We start from the raw sequence: 23,951 nt of genomic DNA, 5'->3' as shown, positions 1-23,951 counted from the left end.
AATTCTGGGGAGGAAACAAACATGAGCGAACAGTTCCAAGGACAAACACTGCACCGCACGCACAACGCGGGCGAGTTGAGCAAAGCACAGGTAGGGCAACAGGTTACTTTGACCGGCTGGGTACAACGCCGCCGCGACCTCGGCGGACTGATCTTCATCGACCTGCGCGACCGTTCGGGCTACGTGCAAGCGGTCTTCGAACCGAACCGCAACGGCGAAGAACTGATGGCGCTCGGCGACAAACTCCGCAACGAGTACGTCGTCGCTCTGCGCGGCACCGTCGTAGCTCGTGATGAAAAAGCGGTTAACACCAAGATCTCGACCGGCGAGATTGAAATCTATGTTGACGCTGTGGAGATCTTGAACGCGGCGAAAATGACGCCGTTCTTCATCCAAGACAACGTGGATGTCGATGAAAACTTGCGCCTGAAGTACCGCTACCTCGACCTGCGCCGTCCGGAGATGCAGAAGATCTTCCTCTTGCGCTCCAAAGCTGTGAAGTTTTTCCGTGACTACCTGGACACCAACGGGTTCCTGGAAGTGGAAACGCCGATGCTGACCAAGTCCACTCCGGAAGGCGCGCGCGACTATCTCGTGCCGTCCCGCGTACATCCGGGCGAGTTCTACGCACTGCCGCAATCTCCGCAGTTGTTCAAACAATTGCTGATGGTTTCCGGCTTTGAGCGCTACTACCAAGTTGCGCGTTGCTTCCGCGACGAAGACCTTCGTGCAGACCGTCAACCGGAATTCACCCAGCTCGACATCGAGCAATCGTTCATTCCGCTTGACAAGTTCCACGAGATGATCGAAGAGATGATGGTAGGTCTGTTCAAGACCACTCTCGACTTGGAAATTCCGAAACCGTTCCCGCGCATGACCTACGCAGAAGCGATGGCGCGCTACGGCTCCGACAAGCCGGACATTCGCTACGGCGTGGAACTGCAAGACCTGACGGAACAAGTTCGCGGGTGCGGCTTCAAGGTGTTCAACGCAGCGGTTGAATCCGGCGGCCAAGTCAAAGCGGTCGTCGCACCGGGTTGCGCAGGCTACTCCCGCAAGCAGATCGACGAGCTCGAAGCGTTCGTCAAGCGCTACGGTGCAAAGGGTCTCGCGTGGATGGCTGTTCAAGACGAAGGCGTGAAGTCTCCGATTGCGAAGTTCTTCTCCGAAGAAGAAGTGCAAGCGCTGATTGCAAGCGTCGGCGCCTCCACCGGCGACCTGATTCTGTTCGTCGCGGACAGCAAAAAAGTCGTCGCCGACGCTCTGGGCAACCTGCGTCAAAAACTCGCTCGCGAACTGAACTTGATCGACGAATCGCAGTTCAAATTCCTCTGGGTCACGGAGTTCCCGCTGCTTGAGCATGACGAGGAATCCAACCGCTACGTGGCGGCGCACCATCCGTTCACCATGCCGATGGAAGAAGACCTGCACTTGCTGGAAACCGATCCGGCGAGCGTCCGCGCTCAGGCGTACGATCTCGCGCTGAACGGCTTTGAGATCGGTGGCGGCTCCATGCGGATCTTCCGCCGTGAAATCCAAGAGCGTATGTTCAAGGCGCTTGGCTTCACGCTCGAAGAGGCGTGGGAGCAATTCGGCTTCCTGCTCGAAGCGTTCGAGTACGGCACCCCGCCGCATGGTGGCATCGCGTTTGGCCTCGACCGGATCATCATGATCATGGCACAGCGCCAATCTCTGCGCGACACCATCGCGTTCCCGAAAACCTCTTCGGCAACCGACCTGTTGACCAACGCGCCTTCCCCGGTCACGACGACGCAGTTGGATACGTTGCACATCGCCCGCCACGGCAAAGCACTGCTTGAGGCCGATGAAACTTCCGAAGGAGAGACCAACGACCCAGTCGCAAAATAGGGCTCTCGCACTATTTGAATTTTCTCTTAATTCAAGTACGATTAGGTCAAGGCAAAACTTCGTAAGCGAATTTCAAAGAACCCTTCTATGTTGGTGATTGTCTTATGTTTTGATCCAACAGATTAGTTTCGGGAGGTCCACGTCGAACGGATGAGTGGAGGCCGCTGAGCTTGCTCGTGGCGGAACCACAGAGGCCGAAGCAGACCACCCACCTGCGCGAGCAGGTTCAAAACTTTGGTGACACGGCGGTGCGGGGTTTTTGAACTAGCGAACAAGCAAAGCCCGATTCTCGGACACGAGAATCGGGCTTTTTCGTGTGGAATCGACAAAATTGACAAAATGATTACAATACTAGACTATTTTTGTGATAATATAGAATCTGTGTTATGAAAAAATAGGGCTCCAACACACATCAGTTTTTACTAAAGTTTGTAATAGGGGATAGGGAAACTTTACATTTCTACGAAAACGGGGGAAATTCAGTGAAGAACAGCACGAAAAAACTTCTCGTGTCGGCGTTGGTGCTGACGACCGCGCTCAGTCCGGTCTCGTCCACCTTTGCAGCAACGGGTACGACTACTGCAAGTTCTGTGTCTGTCAATGGGTATCTGGACCTGGCATTAGCCGATTCTTGGGCACAAGACGCCATCTTGCAAGCGAAAACGCTTGGGTTGATGAGCGGCGACCCGTCGGGTAACTTCCGCCCGTTGGACACGATCACCCGCCAAGAGCTGGCTGTCATCTTGACCAACCTGATGAACTTGAAGCGAGATCCCGAGTCTGTTTCTTCTTATAAAGACGTCACCTCGGCACAATGGGGTGTCTCATACATTGAAGCGGTAAAAAATGCCGGCTTCATGACCGGCGACGGCAACGATACGTTCCGTCCGGACGACATGATCACCCGCGAAGAACTTGCCATCGTTCTGGCGCGCGCGGCGAAACTCGACGTCCAAGGCAAAGGCTCCAACCTCTCGGTTGCGGACAAAAACGCTGTCAGCGAGTGGGCGAAAGACCACGTGCAAGCGGCGATTGACGCAGGCCTGATGCAGGGCGACGGCACCAACTTCAACCCGGGCAATCACGCACAGCGCCAAGAAGTGGCGATGGTGGCGGTCAACTTCGTCAACAACGTCAACAAACCGCAAGTGCTTGCGGCTGTCACCGATGATGAAGTGACGATCAACGGAACTCACTATGCGGTGGCTTCCAACTTGAAAGGTCTGTTGAACGCGAAAAACGCAGACGTTCTCAAAGGCGCGAAACTGCGTTTCCAAGCAGCGGGTGGCACGATTTCGAGCGTCACCTACCTCGAACTGACCAACTCCGGCACAGCTGCAACAACCGGTGCAGGTGAGTTCAGTGGCAACCTCGTGCTTGATGGCCAAAACACCACGATCGACGGCAACGTGAAAGTGGCGGGGGACTACATCTCCCTGAACAACCTCAACGTAGCGGGCGACTTGGAAGTCGGAGCAGAGTTGAAGAACGACTTCTATAGCAAGAATTTGCAAGTTTCTGGCAAGACCCTTGTCAACGGTGGCGACAACAACACCGTTGTGTTTGAAGACGCCAAATTGAAGGCAGTCGATGTGAACAAGCAAGACGTTCGCGTTGAGCCGAAGGGTCAGACCCAAGTGGAGGAAGTGACCGTGAACGCCAATGCGTCGATCCAATCGGACGCAAGTGTTACGATCCCGAAACTGACCGTGCAAGAGGGCGCTCAACAAGTTGACCTGGGCGGCAACGTCGGCACGGTGGAAGTCAAAGGTTCCAAGGACACCACGATCACCGGTACCGCAAACATCTCCAACGTCACGGCAGCAGGCTCCGGCGTGCTCACTCTGTCGACGAGCGGCAAGATCGACAAAGTAGAAGTAGCGAACGGCACACTGTCGCTTGGTGAGCATGTCAAAATCGACAACCTCGTGTTGCCGGATGGCAAAACCGCGAAGGACGTCGTCAAGGACTATGACAACCACGGAAGTCAAGTCAGCAACGTCAATGGTCAATCGCAGAACCAGAACTCCAATGGAAACGGCAACGGCGGCACGCATGTCACCACCAATGAGGAACGCGTTGCGTACGACAAAGCAGCACTCACCGAAACGAGCCTGCTTGGTTCAAACGTTTCGCTCTCCCAAGTTACGAGCAACCTGACTCTGCCGGACAAAGGTGCCAAAGAATCGAAAATCGATTGGGCATCGAGCAATTCTGCAGTCATGAGCAACACCGGGGTTGTCACCCGTCCGGCTTATCTCACCGGAGATGTAAAAGTCACCCTGACGGCGACGATCAGCAAAGGAACCGCTCAAGCTGTCAAGTCGTTTGACATCACGGTAACGAAACAAAACGAAACCGACACAGAAGCGGTCTCCGTTGCACAAACCGCGTTGACGGATGCTACACTTCTGGGCACCAACACCGCGAAGGATCAAATCACGGACAACTTGACCCTCCCGACGACCGGAGCAGATGGAACCACCATCCAGTGGTCTTCCGATGTTCCGAGTGTGGTCTCTGCAGACGGTACCGTAACCCGTCCGGAGTTCTCCGCGGGTGATGCTTCCGTCGTTCTGACCGCCACGATCTCCAAAGGTGATCAGAGCCTCGAGAAGAAATTCACCGTAACCGTCTTGAAGCAAGCAGACCCATCGATCCAAGACGTCCAAGCGGCGAAAGACGCTTTGCAAGAAAGCAACCTGCTGAACGGCAATGAATCGTTGAGCAATGTAAAAGGGGATCTGAGCCTCCCGACCGTAGGGACGCAAGGCACCACCATCGAGTGGACGACCAGTGACAGCAATCTGGTCACGACGGCAGGTGTTGTCACTCGTCCGGAGCGTGAACCGGCTGCCAACAAAGCAACCCTGACGGCAACCATCCGCAAGGGCAACGTAACGGACACCAAGACGTTCGACGTCACTGTCGGGTACAAGATCATCAAAGTCCAATTCTTAGCACTCAACGATTTGCACGGCAAACTCGACCAAACGTACAAACTGACCGGCAAAGACCTGAACTTTGACGGAGTTGCAGATACGGTAAACGCAGCAGGTCGTCTCGACTACCTCTCGACCTACCTGAAACAACGCGAAGCTCAAAACCCGAACACCCTCGTCGTTCACACCGGTGACGCAACGGGCGGTTCCTCTCCGGTTTCGGCCCTTGAGAACGATGAGCCGACAATTGAAGCGCTCAATGAAATGAACTTCTCCCTCGGTACGGTAGGGAACCATGAGTTCGACCGTGGTACGACAGAACTGAAGCGACTCCTGAGCGCTTCTTCGACACGCCCGTCCAACCCGGATTACAAAGGCGCGAACTTCCCGCTGATCGCGGCGAACGTCGAATACACCGACGGCACTCCGGTCTTCAAATCGTATGAAATCAAAGAAGTTGCAGGCGAGAAGATCGGCTTCATCGGCGTCGTCACCCGCGGTGCCGCTTCGATGATCATGCAGTCGATGATCCAAGACATCCGCTTCACCGACGAAACGACCGCTGTAAACAAAGCAGTGGCTGAACTCCATGCGCAAGGCGTTCACTCCATCGTCGTTCTGGCTCACATGGACCTGACTCAGAATGGCACCGCTGTAACCGGCCCGGCTGCGAACTTGGCGGGTGCGATTGACCCGGATGTCGACGTGGTCTTCGCTGCACACAACCACGAGATTGCGAAGGGAACCGTCGGCAACAAACTGCTCGTTCAAGCTTACGAGTACGGCAAAGCGTTTGCAGACGTTGACGTGGAGATCGACACCACCACCCACGACATCGTTTCCAAAAACGCCGAAGTCGTCATCAACGACCAGTCCAAAGTCGCACCGGACCCGGCAGTTACTGCGATCATTGACAAATACACCGTGAAAGCTGGCCCGACCATCAAGTCGGTCGTTGGCACCTCGACTACTGAGATGCTTGGAGGCTACACCGGCACGGGTGACAACCCGCTCGGCAACTTGATCGCGGACGGCATGCGCGTCAAAATGAACGCAGACTTCGCCATGATGAACGGCGGCGGCATCCGTACGAACTTGAAAGCAGGTCCGATACTTTGGGAAGACCTGTTCAACATCCAACCGTTTAACAATGTACTCACAAAAGTCACCGTCAAAGGTGCCGACATTACCAAGATCCTCGAAGCGCAGTTATCCGTTGCATTCGGCTCGGACTACAGCATCGCGGGCATGAAATACACCTACAACTACTCCACGCAAAAAGTGGACAGCATCACCACGATGGACGGTACGCCGATCGACCCGAACAAGGAATACACGATCGTCGTGAACAACTTCATGGCGACTGGCACCAACAAATACGCTCCGATCCCGGCGGCAACAATCGCATCGGAAACTGGACCGGAAGATCTTCCGGCTCTGATGGACTATGTGAAGTCGTTCCCGAACAGCACCGTCACTGCACCGGAACTCGGTCGCATCAAGATTTCCAATCAGATGATTGTGACAAACAACACCGGTATTTCTGACAGTGTCACCGTCACAAACCTGACGCCGGGCGACACTATCAAAGTCTACTCGCAAGCATCGGCAGGCAATTTGCTCGGTTCGGCAACAGTGGCGTCTGGACAAACGTCAGTCACCATCCCGATGAACAACCTCGCACCGAACGGTGGTACGGTCTACGTCTCGATCACTGCGTGGGATCTGTTCCACAAAGTCCAAGCGGATTACACCGAAGGCGTCCGTTTCCCGGTACCGTACGTAGCAGAACCGGCTCCGACTCCGGGTGTTCCGACGCTCACCGCAGCGACTTCTGTTTTTAACGAAGCTGCTTCGAACGACGGCACCGTGACGGGTACGGAAGTTCTGACGCTCGCAAACGGCACGTTCGATGCGAACATCACCAAGTCTGATGTCACCCTGAACAATCTGCCCGCAGGTTTGGACTACAGCGTCACCCGTGACAGCGATACCCAACTGACGATCAACCTGTCCGGCAAAGCAACGAACCATTCGTCGGCCAACAACGCTTACGTGACCGCGACGATCCCGCAAGCGAAAGTCATTGGAGCACAAGCGAACGTCATTTCGAGCGCGTTTGCCATCAACTTCCAAGACCCGGCGATCCAGACGATGGCGATTGCCAATGCCCGCCAAGTGACGGACAAAACGCAAAAAGTCACCATCCAAGGGATCGTGACCGCCAACAACTCGTCCTTCAATTCGAGTGCCAAGCTTTCCACGTATATCCAAGACAGTTCGGGCGGAATCAACCTGTACAAGAGCACGGCTCCGGTCGGCTTCGATTTCCAAGAAGGTGACGAGTTGCTCATGACGGGCACCATCACTTCGTATGCGAATTTGACAGAGTTTACTCCGGACGCAAACGGCATCACCTTGATCGGCAAGGGTCGCACCCTGCCGACACCGGAAGTGAAGACGATCGCTGATCTCACGACGCCGGCAACCGCTGAACTGTCGGAGAGCAAGTTGATCAAAGTGTCGGGCTACCTCGCAGACAAAACGGATACCCCGGACACCGCGGGCGGTTACAACCTGACGCTGGTGGATGCTGATTTCAATTCGCTGATCGTCCGCGTCTACGCCAACACCGGCGCGATCAACTCTCTGCAAGTGGGCAAATGGTATGATCTGACCGGGATCTTGAACCAGTACAACGCTGACTACCAATTGATGCCGCGCAAAGCAGGCGACGTCGTTGAGCAAGCAACCCAAGCTCCGGCGCCGAGCACCAACGGTGTCATCAAGCAGGCGACCGTTCTGCGTGGTGTCGACGGAGACACAGTGAAATTGGCAACGGCTGTCTATGGCGCGACCAACGTCCGCTTCCTGTCCATTGACACCCCGGAGACCGTGTACAACAACATGTCCCAGGGCCCGCACGGTGATGCAGCGCACAACGCACTGGATCAACTCTTGCCGCCGAACACCCCGGTTGAACTCCACTTCGGATCGGAACCGAAGGACAAGTACGGCCGACTGCTCGCACACGTCTACAAAAACGGTGAAGACATGAACCTCCGTCAAGTTCGTGACGGCATGGCGGCCACCTATCAGATTTACCCGAACCTCGACGGTTTCGAAACCTACGCCGACGCACTGAAACTGGCGAAGCAAGAGAAATTGGGCATCTGGAACCCGGCTGATCCGCTGTTGGAGCAACCGTTCGTCTTCCGCGCTCGTCTGGATAACAACACTCCTCTCTCCAAGCCGGTTGGCGATTACTACACGAAGAAATACGTAGATCCGAACCTCTGGTTCACCATCCCGGCTGAAAACCGCGTGTACTTCTGGAATGTTGCGGACGCAACGACGGCGGGCTTCACGAAGTTCGACTACGAGACGAACGACACCACGCTGTTCTCCGATGTCTACCAAGTAGACACCACGAGCGGCACTGTCAGCGGCTTCCCGTACGGGGTCAGCCTTGAAACTGTCAATGCAGTTGTAAAACCGCTGGCAACCGCATCTGTGAAGTACTACCAAGCTGACGGCATCACCGAAATCACCTCGGGCACGCTGGCAACGGGGAACAAGATCGTGGTTACCGCGGCAGATGGTACCACCACGAAAGTCTACACCGTCAACACCGATGCGATCCCGCTTCCGGTGGCGGTCACGAACGTCACTGTTACCACGGCGGATAACGCAATTTCGGCAGTCGGCGGCGTCGTGAACACCATCCGTTGGAACGACTCCAAATACGGTGTAGCATACGCAATCTACCGTAGCACAACCGCTAACTTTGAGGATGCAACAAGCGTTGGGCTTGTTCAGTCCGGTGCACAACTCTACACCGACGCAACGGCTGAACCGGGTACTGCATACACCTACTTTGTAGTCGCTCGAAATGACTCGGGAGACACGCCGTCGACCGGTGTGCAAGTTACCACCTCGGATGATTCCACGACAGCTCCGGAGTACATTGCACCGAGTAATGTCGCTGCAGCATCTTCTGATACCTCGAAAGCACTTGTCGGCGGTGTGAAAAACATCGTGACTTGGACGGACTCGCCGGATGCACAGGGTGCTACCTACGACATCTTGCGCGCTACAACGAATGACGCAGGTTTGGCGACCAAAATCGGTACGGTCAATGCGGGCGTGGGCAGGTACGAAGATACCAACGCGACAGCAGGTACGACGTACTACTACTTCGTTAGCCTGAATGCAAACGGTGTGTCTTTGAACTCGACCAGCGCAACGGTTTTGACAGCTGTAGATAATCATTTGATGATCTCGCAAGTCTATGGCGGTGGTGGGGCTACTTCCGGTACCCCGAGCTACAAATACGACTTCATCGAACTGTTTAACCCTTCGAACGAAGATCTGTCGCTGGCTGGTTACTCGTTACAGTATGGATCTGGCACAGGCACAAGCGCGTTTAACGTGTTGAAGTTGAATGGTGGCGTCGTTCCTGCTGGTGGATACTATCTCGTAAAGCTTGCCGGCTCTCAGGCCAACACGGGTTCCGACCTGCCGATCGCGGCAGACTTGGACACGACCCCGTTGAACCCGCCGACTCCACCTCTGGATACCTTGACCTTGGCAGCGACAAGTGGCAAAGTGGCTTTGGTTTCCAACCAAACTGGGATCTCGATCCACACGGCTCCTACTGTTATTGACTTTGTCGGCTACGGCACGACGAACGACGCGGAAGGGAATACTGCAGTATCGGGCAACAGCAATGCATCGGTTTCCACACTGAGCAACATCACGGCTGCCATTCGTAAATTTGTGGCAGGCTTCTTCCAAGACACAGACAACAACAAGAACGATTTCACCGCAAGTACTCCGAATCCGCATAACTCGACTTCCACGAAGCCGTAGGAACTGCTAGTAAACTAAAAAGCTGACTCCCCTTCACAAGGGGAGTCAGCTTTTTGAATTTATAGGGTTGAAATATTTTCATATCGAGTAGTTAGTATCATTGGATAAATGTTATTTTGTGCACTTTACATTTGTGGTAAGTGCGATTAAGATTAGACTTGAAATAGGGTATTTTTACGTTAGGAGGGAAACTTTTGAAAAAGACAAGCTGTGTCGTTGTTGGGGCGCTCGTGTTTGGTTTACTTTCGCCCGCAACAGCCACCGTGTCACATGCGAAAGAGCCGGATAAGAGCATCCAAGGTGGAAACTATCTGGTGCAATTCAAGGATGTGAAAAAAGGCAAGCAGGGATTGGAAGACCGTCATAAGAAAATTGGCAAGAGCTTTACGCACAATTCCTTTGTCTCCGTACAAGATCTAAACAGTGAGGATGTCGCGGCACTTCGGTCTGACGCTAACGTTGTCCTCGTCGAGCCGGACCAAGCGATTCACACAGACGCTGACACCATGACCCCGAGTCTGGAACAAATCCACATACCTCAGGCCCAGAAATTGAACGTGTATGGGGAAGGGGTAAAAGTAGCGGTCCTCGATACTGGCGTTGACTCCACTTCGAAAGACTTGAAAGTGGCTGGAGGGACGAGCTTCGTACCTGAGGAAGACACCGTTCAGGATTTGAACGGTCACGGAACACACGTTTCGGGCATCCTTGCCGCTTTGCAAAATGATCAAGGGCTGATCGGTGTCGCGCCGAAAGCAGATTTGTATGCGGTCAAAGTCATGAACGCGCAGGGAGAAGGAACGTACAGTCAATTGATTCAAGGTATCGAATGGGCGATCGACAATCACATGGATGTGATCTCCATGAGCCTATCGGGGTCGGAGGATTCGAAAGCCTTGCATCAAGCCATACAGGAAGCGGCAGATCAGAACATCGTGCTCGTCGCAGCGGCTGGTAACGATGGGAGAGCCACCGTTTCGTATCCGGCCAAGTATGACGAAGTGTTGGCGGTCGGCGCAGTCGATGAGAACAACCAACATGCTGCTTTTTCCAACACAGGTCAAGAACTCGACCTCGTAGCACCTGGGGTAAATGTTCAAAGTTTGTGGCTGGGTGATGCCTACCAAACCAAAAGCGGCACCTCGATGGCCACACCGCAAGTTGCAGGGGTCGCTGCACTGCTCAAGTCAAAAACTCCTACGCTCACTGCGAAACAAGTTCGCCGCCAATTGGAGGACACAGCCACGCCGCTGGGCGAAGTAACTCAATTCGGCAAAGGCTTGGTGAACGCCGAAGCTGTGTTGACGCAGTCTGTACCACAAGATACGGGGAACGATCAGCATCCGAATCCGAAGGATCCCGGCACCGATCCGTTGGGTCATAAAATAGACCCGACTGTGACTGTTTCCTCCGCCGTTAACAATAGCCCATCCACTGCGATTCCCCTTACGAACGGTCAGGATATCCAAGGGAATCTAAACCCGATTTGGTGGGAGGATCAGTATTTTTCCTTCACCACAGACGACGTGAACACGCGCATTACGGTTGGTTTTTTTGGAAACAATCCTGACGCCTATTTCCATTATGAGATTCACGATGTGAACAATCAAATCGTGTTCACCGACGAATCCTATAATGGAGGTAGCGTCAATCTTCTGCCAAATTCCAAATATTATCTAACCTTACGCGGAACATACACGCCTTGGGATGTAGATTGGTATTACTCGCTTGGTGTAAATGCGTCCGAAGCTTACGAGCCCAATGACACGGAATCGGCTGCAGCCACGATCACACCCCATTCGACTATCACAGGCCAAGCGGTCTCCACGACTGGGTTGCCAGATGAAGACTACTACACTTTCACGCCGACTCAAAGTGGGTTCATTACCTTCGACCTGCCTTTGCCGGGCCCTTCTGTCGAAATCTATTCCGTAACAAACGGAGTGAAAATATCGGTAGCTGACAATGGCATTGGCGAATTGCCTGAAGATCGGCAGCCGTTAATCTTCGCGCAAGTACAAGCAAACACGAAGTACTATATGCATGTCTCGCAATTAAGTGATACGTATACAATTCAGATCAGCGACGTCATTCCAGATGTCCATGAACCGGATGATACTATGCTGCAAGCCTATCCGCTGAAAGTAGGGTCTCCGGAAACTTCCTACCTTGGATATCCGGGGGACAGTGACTCCTATACATTGAAAGCCAGTTCAACCGGTGGGCAATCTCTACTGTTCAAGGCTCCGGCGAATACGGACTACGATATGCACGTATATAAATGTTCCGGCGGCACTTGCACGTACTTGCCCATCCAAGTAGGAGCAGATGGCGAGAAATATCTGTATTTTCCTAAAGACCCGAACAGTCAGACCTATTACGTCAACATCTTCTCACCAACTTACTCATACGGTACTTCTCTATACACGTTGTCACTTAGTAACGCAAACGAGAACTACGAACCGAACGACAGCGACACCACTGCGGTTCGCATTGGCAACAATGCAACGACCAATTCCGCCCTGTCGTATTCAACGGACGTAGATACGTATACATTCGTGCCTACCTCGACCGGCCTGCAATCGCTTCAGTTGTCTGGAAGCGCTGACAGCTTGTCCGTGTATACCAAAGATGCCAACGGACAGGTCAAACTGTTGACCAACGACCCGAACAATCCGAAGTCTACAGGTCTTGATATCAAAGTGCCGGTTATTAGTAACACGGTCTACTACCTCAAAGTGAACTCGACGACCCACGCGATTGGAGACTACGCACTTACCGTCGGAAACGTCATTCCCGACTCGCACGAACCCGACAACAACTACGGGGTGTCCAAGACGATTTCGTTGGGAAGTCCTGAAACTTCTCTGCTTTCCTACGATGGTGATATTGACTGGTATTCATTTACCTCCAGTTCCACTTCCAACATACTCGTAACCTTGGATAGTTTGGACAGCCTGGACTACGGAATTGAAGTCTACAACAACAGCAATGCATCTACACTCGTCTATAAATCCCCGGCGGGCTCTACAGGGGTGAGACACTTCTATATCGCCAAAGGAACGCCGAAAACGTATTGGGTGAAAGTTGTGTCCAACTCGGGTAAAAGCTCGAGCAGTGACTATTACAGACTGACTGTGGACAATACAACCGACACCTATGAGCCTAATGATACGGAAGCTACAGCCTACACTGCGTATGCGAATAATAGCGTCTACAGCTCTATGATCTCTTACACGGGAGATGTTGATTATTTCCAAGCAACCCCTACAGCATCAGGAGTAGTAAAAGTAACGCTATCGGCAGGGTTCGATCTGAAGTCCTACTCAAGGAACACGACCACCAACGTGGTAGAGGATACCCCGATCCTGAAGACAATTGGAAATGACAGGTACATGCAAGTTACTGCATCCAAGAAACTCTACTTTGTCATTACAAAATCGACGGGTGCATCTCCTACTACAGGTTCCTACTTGCTCCAATTCAGTAGTTTGATCCCGGATGTCCATGAACCGGATAATACAACGTCCAATGCGAAGACCGTAACTCCGGGAACACAAGAAGTTTCCTACCTTTCGTACCCGGGAGACGAAGACTACTACTCGTTCCCCATCTCCTCCACGAATGACCAAGCCATTACTTTGGACATTCCTGATGGATCTGACATCCAAATGGAGGTACTAAAAGCAGATGGGACGGTCTATAGCCCGGTGCAAACCCTATCAAGCACTTATAAACGGACTTTTACCACCAAAGATCCGAGCCAAAGCAAACTGTTCGTTCGTGTCTTCAGCGACACCTCGATCAATGTCAGATATACCTTGACCGTTAAAGACTTAATAGAAAGCTATGAACCGAACTCTTCAATTTCGACTGCGTACGCCATTCAAGAGACGATCCCGTATAGTACGATCTTGGGTTCAGCTTCCGATGTGGATACCTTCAAGTTCACGGCAACGAAAACGTCCCGTTACCATCTGTCTGTGTTTACTCCTAAATACAACCAGTTGTCGGTTCAAATCTACGACCAGGCGGGAAGAGTTGTTTCCGTTGGGAACGCGGGTATAGGCATCCAGCATGAAATCGAAGTTCCTGTAACCGCTGGCTCCATCTACTACATTCAAATCAAGGATGTGAATGGAGCGCGAACGCTTGATCCATATCAATTTGAAATCACAGAGTCTACCATGACTTACAGCTATGATTATGCAAATCGTTTGATGAAGTATGAAGTCCTACGCGGTTTGAACCATTATCGGATTGACTATACCTACGACCTCAACGGTTCGCTGTTGAAGCAGGTAAAAACTCAACTCTAACCAAGATTCTAATTAGATTAAGAGGGTGAACGAATGAAACGAAATAAGAAACTGGCATCGGTTGTTACCGCGGCTTTGATCGTGTCGACCGTATACTCCCCGGTCGCAGGTGCTGCTCAATCACAAGACATTGCCATGCAAACGGCGCTCTCGCCGAAAGATCAGGTGAGCAAGGAGTTTGGGATCCCGGCTGACGCCGTCCAAGAAGCACTCTACCAAGGATTTTCGATCGTAGATGTTCGCAAGGCTGCAGAGATTTCCAAGAAGCACAGCGCTCCTTTGCTTGACATTCTCAAGGAGAGCCACCCCACTGTCACCAGTGGGGCGGTTGCTACTACGACCCAACCGCAATCGATCACTTCCACTGTGGTCAGTTCGCAAGACCTCGCAGCTGCCAAAACACGAGCTTCTACCGCATATGCAACTGGAACTACATCCACTTCTCCAGACATTACGGCCAGGTTTGACCAAGCCCCTTATGTAGTCTCGGATGGAAAGGGGACTGTTTCTCCTCCGACAGGGAGTTCAATCCTCAGCAACGGTGATATAACATTGGCGGGAAGAAACGGTCTTAACTTCGTGCTGACACGTTCTTATGACAGCAACTCAGCACAGTTGTACAAACCGGACTTTGATTCGAGTGTGGCAGGAACCCAGAATTATGAGGATAAACTTTTTAAAGTAGGGACGGGCTGGATGTGGAGTGTCCCCTCGATTGAAAACCAAAACGGGTACACCACACTTCATCTGGGCAATGGTGCAAGCTATGCCATCGACTCTTCGACATACAAACCAAAAGGCTATGCATGGTCGGATATCACAGTCCAACCCGGGTATTACACAGAAATAGGAAATGTGTATGGGTATTGCTATCAATCGACCAGGGACAATGTCAAGTATTTCTTCAATAGCTCGGGTCAATTGTTGCTGATGAAAGATATGATCGGGAACACGATCAACTTCACATGGTCTTCGGTAACCTTGCGTGGTGCAACTTCCAGCATGCTGACGAAAGTTAAGACATCCGCAGGAAACACGCTTGATGTCACCTACTCGGACCTTCAGTATACGTTGACGACCAGCAACACGAGCAGCCAGAGCAGGCAGACGGTGAAGTACAACTTTGACAAGAACACGTACGACATTTTGTCGAAGTCGACAGATACGACGACAAAGACGGTCACGTATTACACGCTGAAAGAAGTAGTGGATCCGGCCGGACGCTCTACAAAGTATTACTACTCGCTGAATCATGCTTGGACCGCAAAGAGTTCGGATCTTACAATCATGAGTGAAGACCCGTACGTCATGTTGTCTAATATTGACTATCCGACAATGGCTAGAACGTCGTATACGTATGAAACCGCAATCGCTCATGTCTCGACGCAAGGAACCAATGATGCGTATAAGGTTACAGACGTTTATACTTCTGTCCCGAATGATGCCACGACGAAATACAATCACTACCAATTTACCTACGATGGAGATATGTACCATGTGCGTACAGCGGATAAGATTTATACCCGTACAATCACGGACGATCTTGGCAATAAAACGGACTTAACTTTTGCTGTCGACACGGAGCCGAAATATAATCTCCCTTTCAATAAGTTGACGACGCAGGCAGTTAAGCAAGGGAATTACACGACAACCACTGAGAACAAATACACGGATTCGAGAAAACTCCCGGTACCAGACAGTGTTGTAAAGACGGTTACGGACAATACGAATCCCACAAATAGCGTTTCTTCCACTGTTACCAGTACGTACGATAACTGGGGGAACGTGTTGACTAGCATCGACTCAGAAGGTGCCAACACGTTGAATAAGTTTGACAGTACAAAACACTGGCCAACTGAAACGAAGACCTACCTCTCTGGGACTCCTAATACGGCCGGGTCACGCTTTAAACTTGTCACTTTCAACCACACTTCACCCTCTGGAACTGTCTCTCCGTTGATCTACAGTACGGAGGTCTTTGACGGAACGGATACCGGAAGCACAACTTCCACGACACAATCTCTCAGAAAGACTTCATACACGTATGATTCGTTTGGGAATGTCGTGAAGCAAGATGTTTCCAATGCAGGGAAGATAAACTCTACTTCATACACCTATGACAGTCAAAGCTTGTTCATGGCAACGAAGAATCAATTAAACTCAAGCGGTGCGATAACCAATACTGTGAAGTACAACTACGATGACTTGCTTGGGCAGCCTCTCACCATTACAGATGGAAAAAATAATGTTACAACTTTCATCTACGATGCGTTGGGGCGGGTTACCAAAACATTGCTCCCGAATGGAAGTAGCACCAGCTTGGCTTATGATGACGTGAATAACACGATCACCAAGACAGAAACTGACGAAGGAACCAAGAGCGTACTGTTGGTATCGAGTAACAAGTTCGATGCATTGGGCAACAAGATCCAAGCCGTGCTCGATGGTAAGGTTCAACAAAAATACTACTACGATGCGTACGGTAGAAACACGAGAGTTGAGGATTCCCTCGGCAATGCGGTGGAATACGCGTACGATGCAGTCGGGCGAAAGACGTTATCGACGATAGGAAAGACTTCTGATTTCGAGGGATATAAAACCACTACAACATACGATGATGTAGCCCGTACTGAACTTACTGTAAACCCTGACGGTAACACCACAAAAACCACGTATGACGTCATGGGTCGCGTTGCAAGCACGATGACAGGGGATCAAAAGCTTCTTGAAAAAGATACCTATGATTTCGCCGGGAATGTTTTGACCAAAACGAACCCGAATAGTCAAGTGACCAACTACACGTATGATGCACTCAACCATCTCTTATCCGTTCAAGATGCGAATGGTGGAAAAACGCAGTATTCGTACGATATGAATGGCAACGTAACATCCGTTACAAACCCCGACACCACAAAAGAGAGCAGCACGTACGATGAATCCGGAAAGCTTTTGACTTTCACGGACGCTGTTGGCAAAGTCGAGCAATACACGTACGATTCCAACGGCAACTTGGCCAAAAAAGTTGATCGGAACGGGAATACACTTTTATTCACGTATGACACCATGAACTTGTTGACAATGAAGACTGCAACGCTCCCGGGAGCTTCGGGCGTTACGGATACGATCTCTTATGAATATGACTTGTTGGGACATAAAACAAAAATGACAGATTCTACAGGTCCCACGTCGTATAAATACCAAAAAGACGGCTCTCTAACGTTGGTTACACTTCCAGACGGAAAGTCGTTCTCCTATTCGTACAATGACAACGGCTCCCGTAGCAAGATGACAGACCCGACGGGTAAGGATACGTACTATACGTACAACAACCTCAATCAGTTAACCTCTGTCACTCTGGACAGTCCTACTAATCAACCGGAAGCTTCGTATACGTACACTCCTGGTGGCAAACCGAACACGATTACACAAGGCAACAACATGGTCACCCAATACAACTACAACACGATGGGCCGCGTTGATACGATCAATCAAAACAACGGTGCGGCAAATGTTAATGCCTTCAGCTACGGATACGATATGATCGGAAATGTAACGAGTACCGGTCAAAACGGTGTCGCAAAAACTTATTCTTTTGATAAGGTAAACCGACTTTCAGGTACGAGTGACTATAATGAATCATACCAGTACGACAATCGTGGGAACCGCATGACTCTCGCATCTGATCGAGATTTGGGAGCAAATGTACAGAATCGATCTTACCAATATGATGTATGGGGTCGACTCGCAAAAGTATTGGATGGTTCAGGCAGTGTGTTAGTTTCCTATAAATACAATGGGAATGATATGCTTTACGAGAGAACTGAATTGGGAAAAACGACACGTTATTATTACGACAATCAAAACTTGGTTGCTGAAGCCAATGTCGTGAGCGGGACGGTTGTTTTCACAGCGCGTTATGTACGCGGAGCAGGTCTTCTCACTCGTATTGATGTCAGTACAACGAGCAAATCTTATTATTCGACCGATTTGCAAGGAAATGTCGTTGATTTGCGTGATTCGAGCGGGAATTTACTGAATCATTACAGCTACGATGCATGGGGATTGCCGACGCAGTCGACTGGTGATGTGAAGAACCCACTTCAGTATTCGTCTGAGTTCTGGGACAATACGGCAGGGCTTCAGTTCTTGCGTGCGCGATGGTACGATCCTGCTCAAGGTCGCTTTATTTCGGAGGACTCGGAACATGGTGCTTTAACAAATCCTCAAACACTGAATCGCTATGTATATGCGCTGAACAATCCGCTCGTAGCATCCGATTCTTCTGGCCATTGGTGTGAGTCCAAAGACCATCTGTGGGCGCACTATGGTGGTTGCGTAGGTGAAGGTAGTACCTACTCCAGTGATGCAGGACATACCGACAAAGATTTGCGCAATGGCCAACCTTCCCAAATCATCATCCAGTTGGAAGGCATCAATACCGGTGGTGTAAACACGTTAGACCCTCTTGGAGCGAAATTCGCGGACCAATACAAGGCTGCTGTCTTTAACTTCAATGTTTTTGAGGGAGACATCGGTGATGGAATCGCAGCGGTCGCCAAGATGAAAGCCAATATTGATTCTGGAAAAGCTGATTATGTTGCAACACAAATCGAATATATTCATCAGCAATTTCCTAATGTCCCTCTCTATATCATTGCTCATAGCGGGGGAGCAGAGGTCGCGGTAGTCGCTACAGACCAACTCGTAAGTCAAGGGAAGCACTATGTGACAGGAATAGCGACAATCGGTGGGGCAAACTCATCGAATGCCAAAAATACGAATACTTATAATATAATGGGCATAGAGCCGGGTTCTGACGGGGAAGCTGGGTACAAGGACCCAGTGCCTCATCTCTTCCAATTGGGAATCACTAATGAAATTATTACTTTGCAAAATGGAGAAGGATTCCTGGGCGTACACACGCATTACTGTGACCCGGAAAACATCAACATCGTTTATTCTGCGATGCTTAGAGGGCTCGGTTTAACTTCTCCGGATGATATGTGGTAATATGCAGAATGAATGGAGAGTAACAAGGTGATTCAAAGAACGATGAATCAAATCGTAAAACTTCGTTGGGTCTTGATTTTTGTAACAGCTTTGGGTTGCTATCTATTGAATTACTGGACGATGGAGAACAGTAATTTCTTGATTCTCTCGATGGTCTTGTGTGTTCTGACGGTTGTGAACATTGCGAGTTACAAAAAAGCTCCGATCTGGATGCGGGCGATACTATTTGTTTGTCTAGGAATCTTCTCCTATTCAAACGGAGAGATACTTTTCGCTGCAACCTATGGGATCGGTGAGGAAGCGCTTCGGGTATTCGGTTTTCTGTTTGTTGAGTTTATACTCGCTCTCGTCTACATTCGGAGAGTTGAGATCGGAATACCGCTCTTGCTCGGAATGTTCATCCGGTTCTTCATGTAACATCCAAAACGAAACTGCCTGACACCACGTCGGCAGTTTCGTTTTTTGTCACTGTTTGGCACACTATGGTATAGTACTATGTAGACATCAGACTGTAGAAGGAAGTGTACTGCATTGATCGAAATCAAAACCGCCTCTGAAATCGCCGTGATGCGTGAAGCAGGCCGCATCATCGCGGAAATCCACCGCGAGATCGCCAAGATGATGCGTCCGGGACTGACCACGATGGAGATTAACGAATTCGCGGAGACCTATATGCGCGAGCGCAATGCCATCCCGGCGCAGATTGGCTACCACGGATATCCGTACGCCACCTGTGCTTCTGTAAACGACGTCGTCTGCCACGGCATGCCGGGCAAGTACGTACTCAAGGAGGGCGACATCGTCACCATCGACATGGTCGCCACCCTCGACGGCATGAACGCCGACTCCGCTTGGAGCTATGCGGTGGGCGAGATCTCCCCGCAAGCGAAGCGCCTCATGGAAGTCACCCATGACTCGTTGTTCAAGGGCATCGAGAAAGCAGTCGTCGGCAACCGCATCGGTGACGTTTCCAACGCCATCCAAGTGTTCGCCGAAGGAGAAGGCTTCTCCGTCGTCCGCGACTTCATCGGGCACGGCATCGGCCGCTCGATGCACGAAGGTCCGGAAGTCCCGCACTACGGTCCGGCCGGCCGCGGCCCGCGCATTCGCGAAGGCATGGTCTTCACCATCGAGCCGATGATCAACACCGGCAAGTACCACTGCAAAGTCGACGAGGACGGGTGGACCGCCCGCACGGTCGACGGCGGCTTGTCTTGCCAGTACGAGCACACGCTCGCGATCACGGCGGACGGCCCGCAACTTCTGACCGTCCTGTAAGCACAACGAGAAGTCAACCAGAGAACACGGAGGCGATGAACTTTTCATCGCCTTTTTCCATGGCTTCGTCTATAATGATTCTAATGACGAGTGAATTTATCGGAAATGAGGAACGTACCCATGATCATCGACCTGCGAAGCGATACTGTCACCAAACCCTCTGATGAAATGCGCAAAGCGATGTACAACGCCGAAGTCGGCGACGACGTATATGGGGAAGACCCGACCGTACAACGTCTTGAGGAGACGGCTGCAGAGATGCTCGGCAAAGAAGCAGGCCTGTTCGTGACTTCGGGCACGATGGGCAACCAAATCGCCGTGCTTTCCCAAGCTCGCAGCGGCGAAGAGATCATTTTGGAGGAGCAATCGCACATCTTCCTCTATGAAGGAGCGACGGCATCCGCATTCGGCGGCGTGCAAACCCGCACGATCAAAGGCCATCGCGGCGCGATGAATCCGAACGATGTACGCAACGCGATTCGTCCTGTCGATATCCACCAACCGGTCACTTCGCTGATCTGCGTGGAGAACACACACAACAAAGCGGGCGGCGCTGTGGTGCCGACCGAGAACATGCGCGAAATTTACGAGATCGCCCGCGAGCACGACATCCGTGTCCATCTCGACGGAGCCCGTTTGTTCAACGCTGTCGTGGCAAGCGGCGGCAAAGCGTCCGACTTCGCCCAATATGTCGATACGGTGCAGTTCTGCTTCTCCAAGGGCCTCGGAGCTCCGGTCGGCTCGATGTTGGTCGGCGACCGTGACACCATCGACCGTGCGCGCGTCTGGCGCAAACGCTTCGGCGGCGGTTTGCGCCAAGTCGGTGTCTTGGCAGCACCGGCTCTGCTCGCTCTGACCCAGAACGTCGAGCGTCTCGCCGAAGACCATGCCAACGCCAAGCGTCTCGCCAATGGTCTGGCACAGATCCCGGGCATTGAAATCGACCCGTCGACCGTTGACACCAACATCGTCATCGTCAACATCGCAGGACTTGGTATCAGTGAACAACTCCTGATTGACGAGTTGAAAAAAAACGGCTTGCTCTGCGGCGGCTTCGGTCCGCAACTCGTTCGTTTCGTCACCCACCTAAACGTAACGGAAACAGACGTGACCACAGCGCTTGAGATCATCAACCGTGTCGTGCGAGGTCTCAAGTAACATGGACTTGTTTGGGTTTCAAGCGGAATCCGAGCAACAGCACAACGCCCCGTTGGCCGCTCGGATGCGCCCACAGTCGCTGGATGAACTGATCGGACAAGAGAACATCGTGGGGCGTGGCAAGTTGCTTCGCCGCGCCATCGAGACCGACAGCCTCACGTCGCTGATTCTCTACGGCCCGCCGGGTACGGGCAAGACCACCATCGCCCGCGTGATTGCAGGTTCCACCAAACGGACGTTTCGCACGCTCAACGCAGTCACAGCAGGCGTTGCCGACATCCGCAAAGTGGTCGATGATGCCAAGGACGCCCGCTCGATGTACCAGCAGCGCACCGTCCTGTTCGTCGACGAGATCCACCGCTTCAACAAATCGCAACAGGACGCGCTCTTGCCACACGTCGAGGAAGGCCTGATCGTACTGATCGGCGCGACGACGGAGAATCCGTTTTTCGAAGTCAACGCCGCGCTGCTCTCTCGTTCGCAGATCTTCCAATTACAGAAACACACCGAGCAAGATCTCACCCAGATGGCAAAAAAAGCCCTGTCCTTGCCGGGACGGGGGCTTGGCAATTACAACGTCAGCGCCGACGACGAGGCGTTGCAACATCTCGCACGGTACGCAGACGGTGATGCCCGCCGTCTCTACAACGCTTTGGAACTGGCGGTGTTATCCACTCCGCCAGATGAGGCAGGCGTCATCCATCTCACGCTCGACGTCGCCGCCGAGTCGATTCAACGCCGCGTCGTGCGCTATGACAAGAGTTCCGACCAGCATTATGACACCACTTCGGCGCTGATCAAGTCGATTCGCGGCTCCGATCCGGATGCCGCTCTGTATTGGATGGCGAAAATGATCGATGCAGGGGAAGACCCGAAGTTCATCGGACGCCGCTTGATCATCTCTGCATCGGAAGACATCGGCAACGCCGACCCTCGTGCTTTGCAGATTGCTCTCTCCGCGTTCCAAGCGGTCGAAGTGATCGGCATGCCGGAGGGGCGAATCATCCTCGGACAAGCGGTTACGTATCTCGCCACCGCTCCGAAGTCGAACGCTGCGTACAATGGAATCAACGCAGCTCTCCAAATGATCCGCGAAGGCAGCTCCGTCGAAGTGCCTCCGCACCTGCGCGACGCCCACTACAAAGGGGCTTCGAAGTTAGGTCACGGTCAAGGATATCTCTATCCGCATAATTTCCCGGGGAATTATGTCGAACAGCCGTACCTGCCGGAAGAATTGCACGGCACAACGTTCTACCACCCCACCCGCAACGGGTACGAGCAAGTTTTAGCGGAACGCCTGCGCCAATGGCGCGGTGAACGGAACGGAGGATAGTCGTGCAGACTGAGACCCATACTAGGGAACAGATTCCGTTGACGAAGAATTTGACCAAAAAGCAAGAACCGTACTGGCAGATGTTTCTGCGCAGACTGATCATAATGAACGTCGGCCTGCTCATCATGGCCTTTGGCATTCGCGGCGTCATTGGAGCCAACATGGGAGCTTCTCCATGGGACGTGTTGCACATTGGAGTGACGTTGCACACTCCGCTGTCCTTTGGGGTGGCGAACCAACTTGTCGGACTGCCGATGCTGGCGATTGCCTGTTGGATGGCGAAAAGTTGGCCCAAGATCGGCACGTTGATCAACATTCTCATGTTGGGGCCGTACTGTGACTGGATCAAACCGTTGATCCCGGAACAGACGCACTGGTATTGGATGTTGCTTCAATTTGCCGTTTCGGTGGTCATCATGGGCTTTGGTGTAGGGTTCTACATCGCGTCGCAACTGGGGGCAGGTCCCCGCGACTGGCTCATGTTGTCGATCAACCAGAAAACGGGGTGGAGCATCCGATGGGTACGGACGATGATTGAAGTCTCGGCGGTTATCGTCGGGATCTTCCTTGGCGGACCGTTCTCCATCGGGACGATTTTATTCTCCCTCACGATCGGACATCCGACGGAGTGGGGATTGAAATGGGCAACCCGCGTTTTTCAACCGTATGTACAGAGGAGAGAATGGGATCATGAAACTTTCAACTAAGGGACGTTATGGGGTCACATTGATGATCGACCTCGGCATGTTCTTCGGGGAAGGCCCCGTATCATTGAAATCGGTTGCAGAGCGTCAATCGCTTTCTGAACATTACTTGGAGCAGTTGATCGCACCGCTTCGCAATGCCGGATTGGTACGCAGCATCCGGGGCGCATACGGTGGCTACGTCCTGGCGAAAGCGCCGCATGAGATCACAGTCGGCGACATCATTCGCGTCCTTGAAGGGCCGATCACCATCGTAGAAGACCCCGAGGAAGAGCTGGCCGATCTCTGGGAAAAAGTTCGCGACTCCATCAACACGGTGTTGGATGGCACCAATCTCAAGGATCTCATTGAGAAAAAGCGCCATGGTGGCACGAATTACATGTTTTACATCTAAGACAGACCGATCGTCAAGTCGGGTATGTGGTGACTTCCACATACCTTTTTGTACATAACGAGTACCAGTCAG

The 23,951-nt window shown here is 52.1% G+C and carries 10 protein-coding genes and 1 other RNA gene; 10 read left to right on the top strand and 1 reads right to left on the bottom strand.

The features are described 5' to 3' along the window. The first annotated feature begins 21 nt into the window (after positions 1 to 21). The 5 genes from aspS to JJB07_RS12015 all read left to right on the top strand — a co-directional run bounded on the left by aspS (position 22) and on the right by JJB07_RS12015 (position 19,012). Positions 22 to 1,869 (top strand): aspartate--tRNA ligase, encoded by a 1,848-nt coding sequence (gene aspS / locus JJB07_RS12035; RefSeq protein ID WP_201635316.1) that lies wholly within the window; start codon positions 22 to 24, stop codon positions 1,867 to 1,869. 76 nt (positions 1,870 to 1,945) lie between these two features. Next, a non-coding RNA gene (gene ssrS / locus JJB07_RS12030) (6S RNA) lies at positions 1,946 to 2,130 on the top strand. Between the two features lie 221 nt (positions 2,131 to 2,351). Next, the gene (locus JJB07_RS12025) at positions 2,352 to 9,683 is read left to right on the top strand and encodes an immunoglobulin-like domain-containing protein (protein ID WP_201635314.1); all 7,332 of its coding nucleotides are present in this window, start codon (positions 2,352 to 2,354) and stop codon (positions 9,681 to 9,683) included. Positions 9,684 to 9,877: 194 nt separating this feature from the next. Next, positions 9,878 to 14,002: a S8 family peptidase gene (locus JJB07_RS12020; protein WP_201635312.1), complete on the top strand. Its 4,125-nt coding sequence runs from the start codon at positions 9,878 to 9,880 to the stop codon at positions 14,000 to 14,002. A gap of 33 nt (positions 14,003 to 14,035) precedes the next feature. Further along, positions 14,036 to 19,012 (top strand): RHS repeat protein, encoded by a 4,977-nt coding sequence (locus JJB07_RS12015; RefSeq protein WP_201635310.1) that lies wholly within the window; start codon positions 14,036 to 14,038, stop codon positions 19,010 to 19,012. A 252-nt stretch (positions 19,013 to 19,264) separates the two neighbouring features. On the opposite strand, the gene JJB07_RS12010 is transcribed toward JJB07_RS12015, so the two are convergent. Then, positions 19,265 to 19,432 (bottom strand): hypothetical protein, encoded by a 168-nt coding sequence (locus JJB07_RS12010; RefSeq protein WP_201635308.1) that lies wholly within the window; start codon positions 19,430 to 19,432, stop codon positions 19,265 to 19,267. Between the two features lie 111 nt (positions 19,433 to 19,543). On the opposite strand from JJB07_RS12010, the gene map reads away from it, so the two are divergent. The 5 genes from map to cymR all read left to right on the top strand — a co-directional run bounded on the left by map (position 19,544) and on the right by cymR (position 23,879). Beyond that, on the top strand, positions 19,544 to 20,290 hold the full coding sequence (gene map, locus JJB07_RS12005) for a type I methionyl aminopeptidase (RefSeq protein ID WP_201635306.1): 747 nt from the start codon (positions 19,544 to 19,546) through the stop codon (positions 20,288 to 20,290). Between the two features lie 123 nt (positions 20,291 to 20,413). After that, positions 20,414 to 21,448 carry a low-specificity L-threonine aldolase gene (gene ltaE / locus JJB07_RS12000; protein ID WP_201635576.1) on the top strand — a complete coding sequence of 345 codons (1,035 nt, stop codon included), beginning with the start codon at positions 20,414 to 20,416 and terminating at the stop codon, positions 21,446 to 21,448. A 1-nt stretch (position 21,449) separates the two neighbouring features. Next, positions 21,450 to 22,781, top strand: a complete 1,332-nt coding sequence (locus JJB07_RS11995; RefSeq protein WP_201635304.1) for a replication-associated recombination protein A — start codon at positions 21,450 to 21,452, stop codon at positions 22,779 to 22,781. A 2-nt stretch (positions 22,782 to 22,783) separates the two neighbouring features. Then, positions 22,784 to 23,488 (top strand): DUF6198 family protein, encoded by a 705-nt coding sequence (locus JJB07_RS11990; RefSeq protein WP_201635302.1) that lies wholly within the window; start codon positions 22,784 to 22,786, stop codon positions 23,486 to 23,488. Beyond that, positions 23,472 to 23,879, top strand: coding sequence for a cysteine metabolism transcriptional regulator CymR (gene cymR, locus JJB07_RS11985; RefSeq protein WP_201635300.1), 408 nt, complete (start codon positions 23,472 to 23,474; stop codon positions 23,877 to 23,879). Before JJB07_RS11990 ends, cymR begins: the two co-directional genes overlap by 17 nt. The last annotated feature ends 72 nt before the right edge of the window (positions 23,880 to 23,951 follow it).

The sequence above is a fragment of the Tumebacillus amylolyticus genome (genome assembly GCF_016722965.1).
Classification (GTDB): Bacteria; Bacillota; Bacilli; order Tumebacillales; family Tumebacillaceae; genus Tumebacillus; species Tumebacillus amylolyticus.
This window is presented reverse-complemented; position numbering and strand designations above follow the sequence as displayed.

Bases quoted from the DNA above. Each gene is read 5' to 3' on its own strand.
- aspS (WP_201635316.1), top strand. From the start codon at position 22: ATGAGCGAACAGTTCCAAGGACAAACACTGCACCGCACGCACAACGCG.
- JJB07_RS12015 (WP_201635310.1), top strand. From the start codon at position 14,036: ATGAAACGAAATAAGAAACTGGCATCGGTTGTTACCGCGGCTTTGATC.
- JJB07_RS12010 (WP_201635308.1), bottom strand. From the start codon at position 19,432: ATGTTACATGAAGAACCGGATGAACATTCCGAGCAAGAGCGGTATTCC.
- cymR (WP_201635300.1), top strand. From the start codon at position 23,472: ATGAAACTTTCAACTAAGGGACGTTATGGGGTCACATTGATGATCGAC.
- JJB07_RS11995 (WP_201635304.1), top strand. From the start codon at position 21,450: ATGGACTTGTTTGGGTTTCAAGCGGAATCCGAGCAACAGCACAACGCC.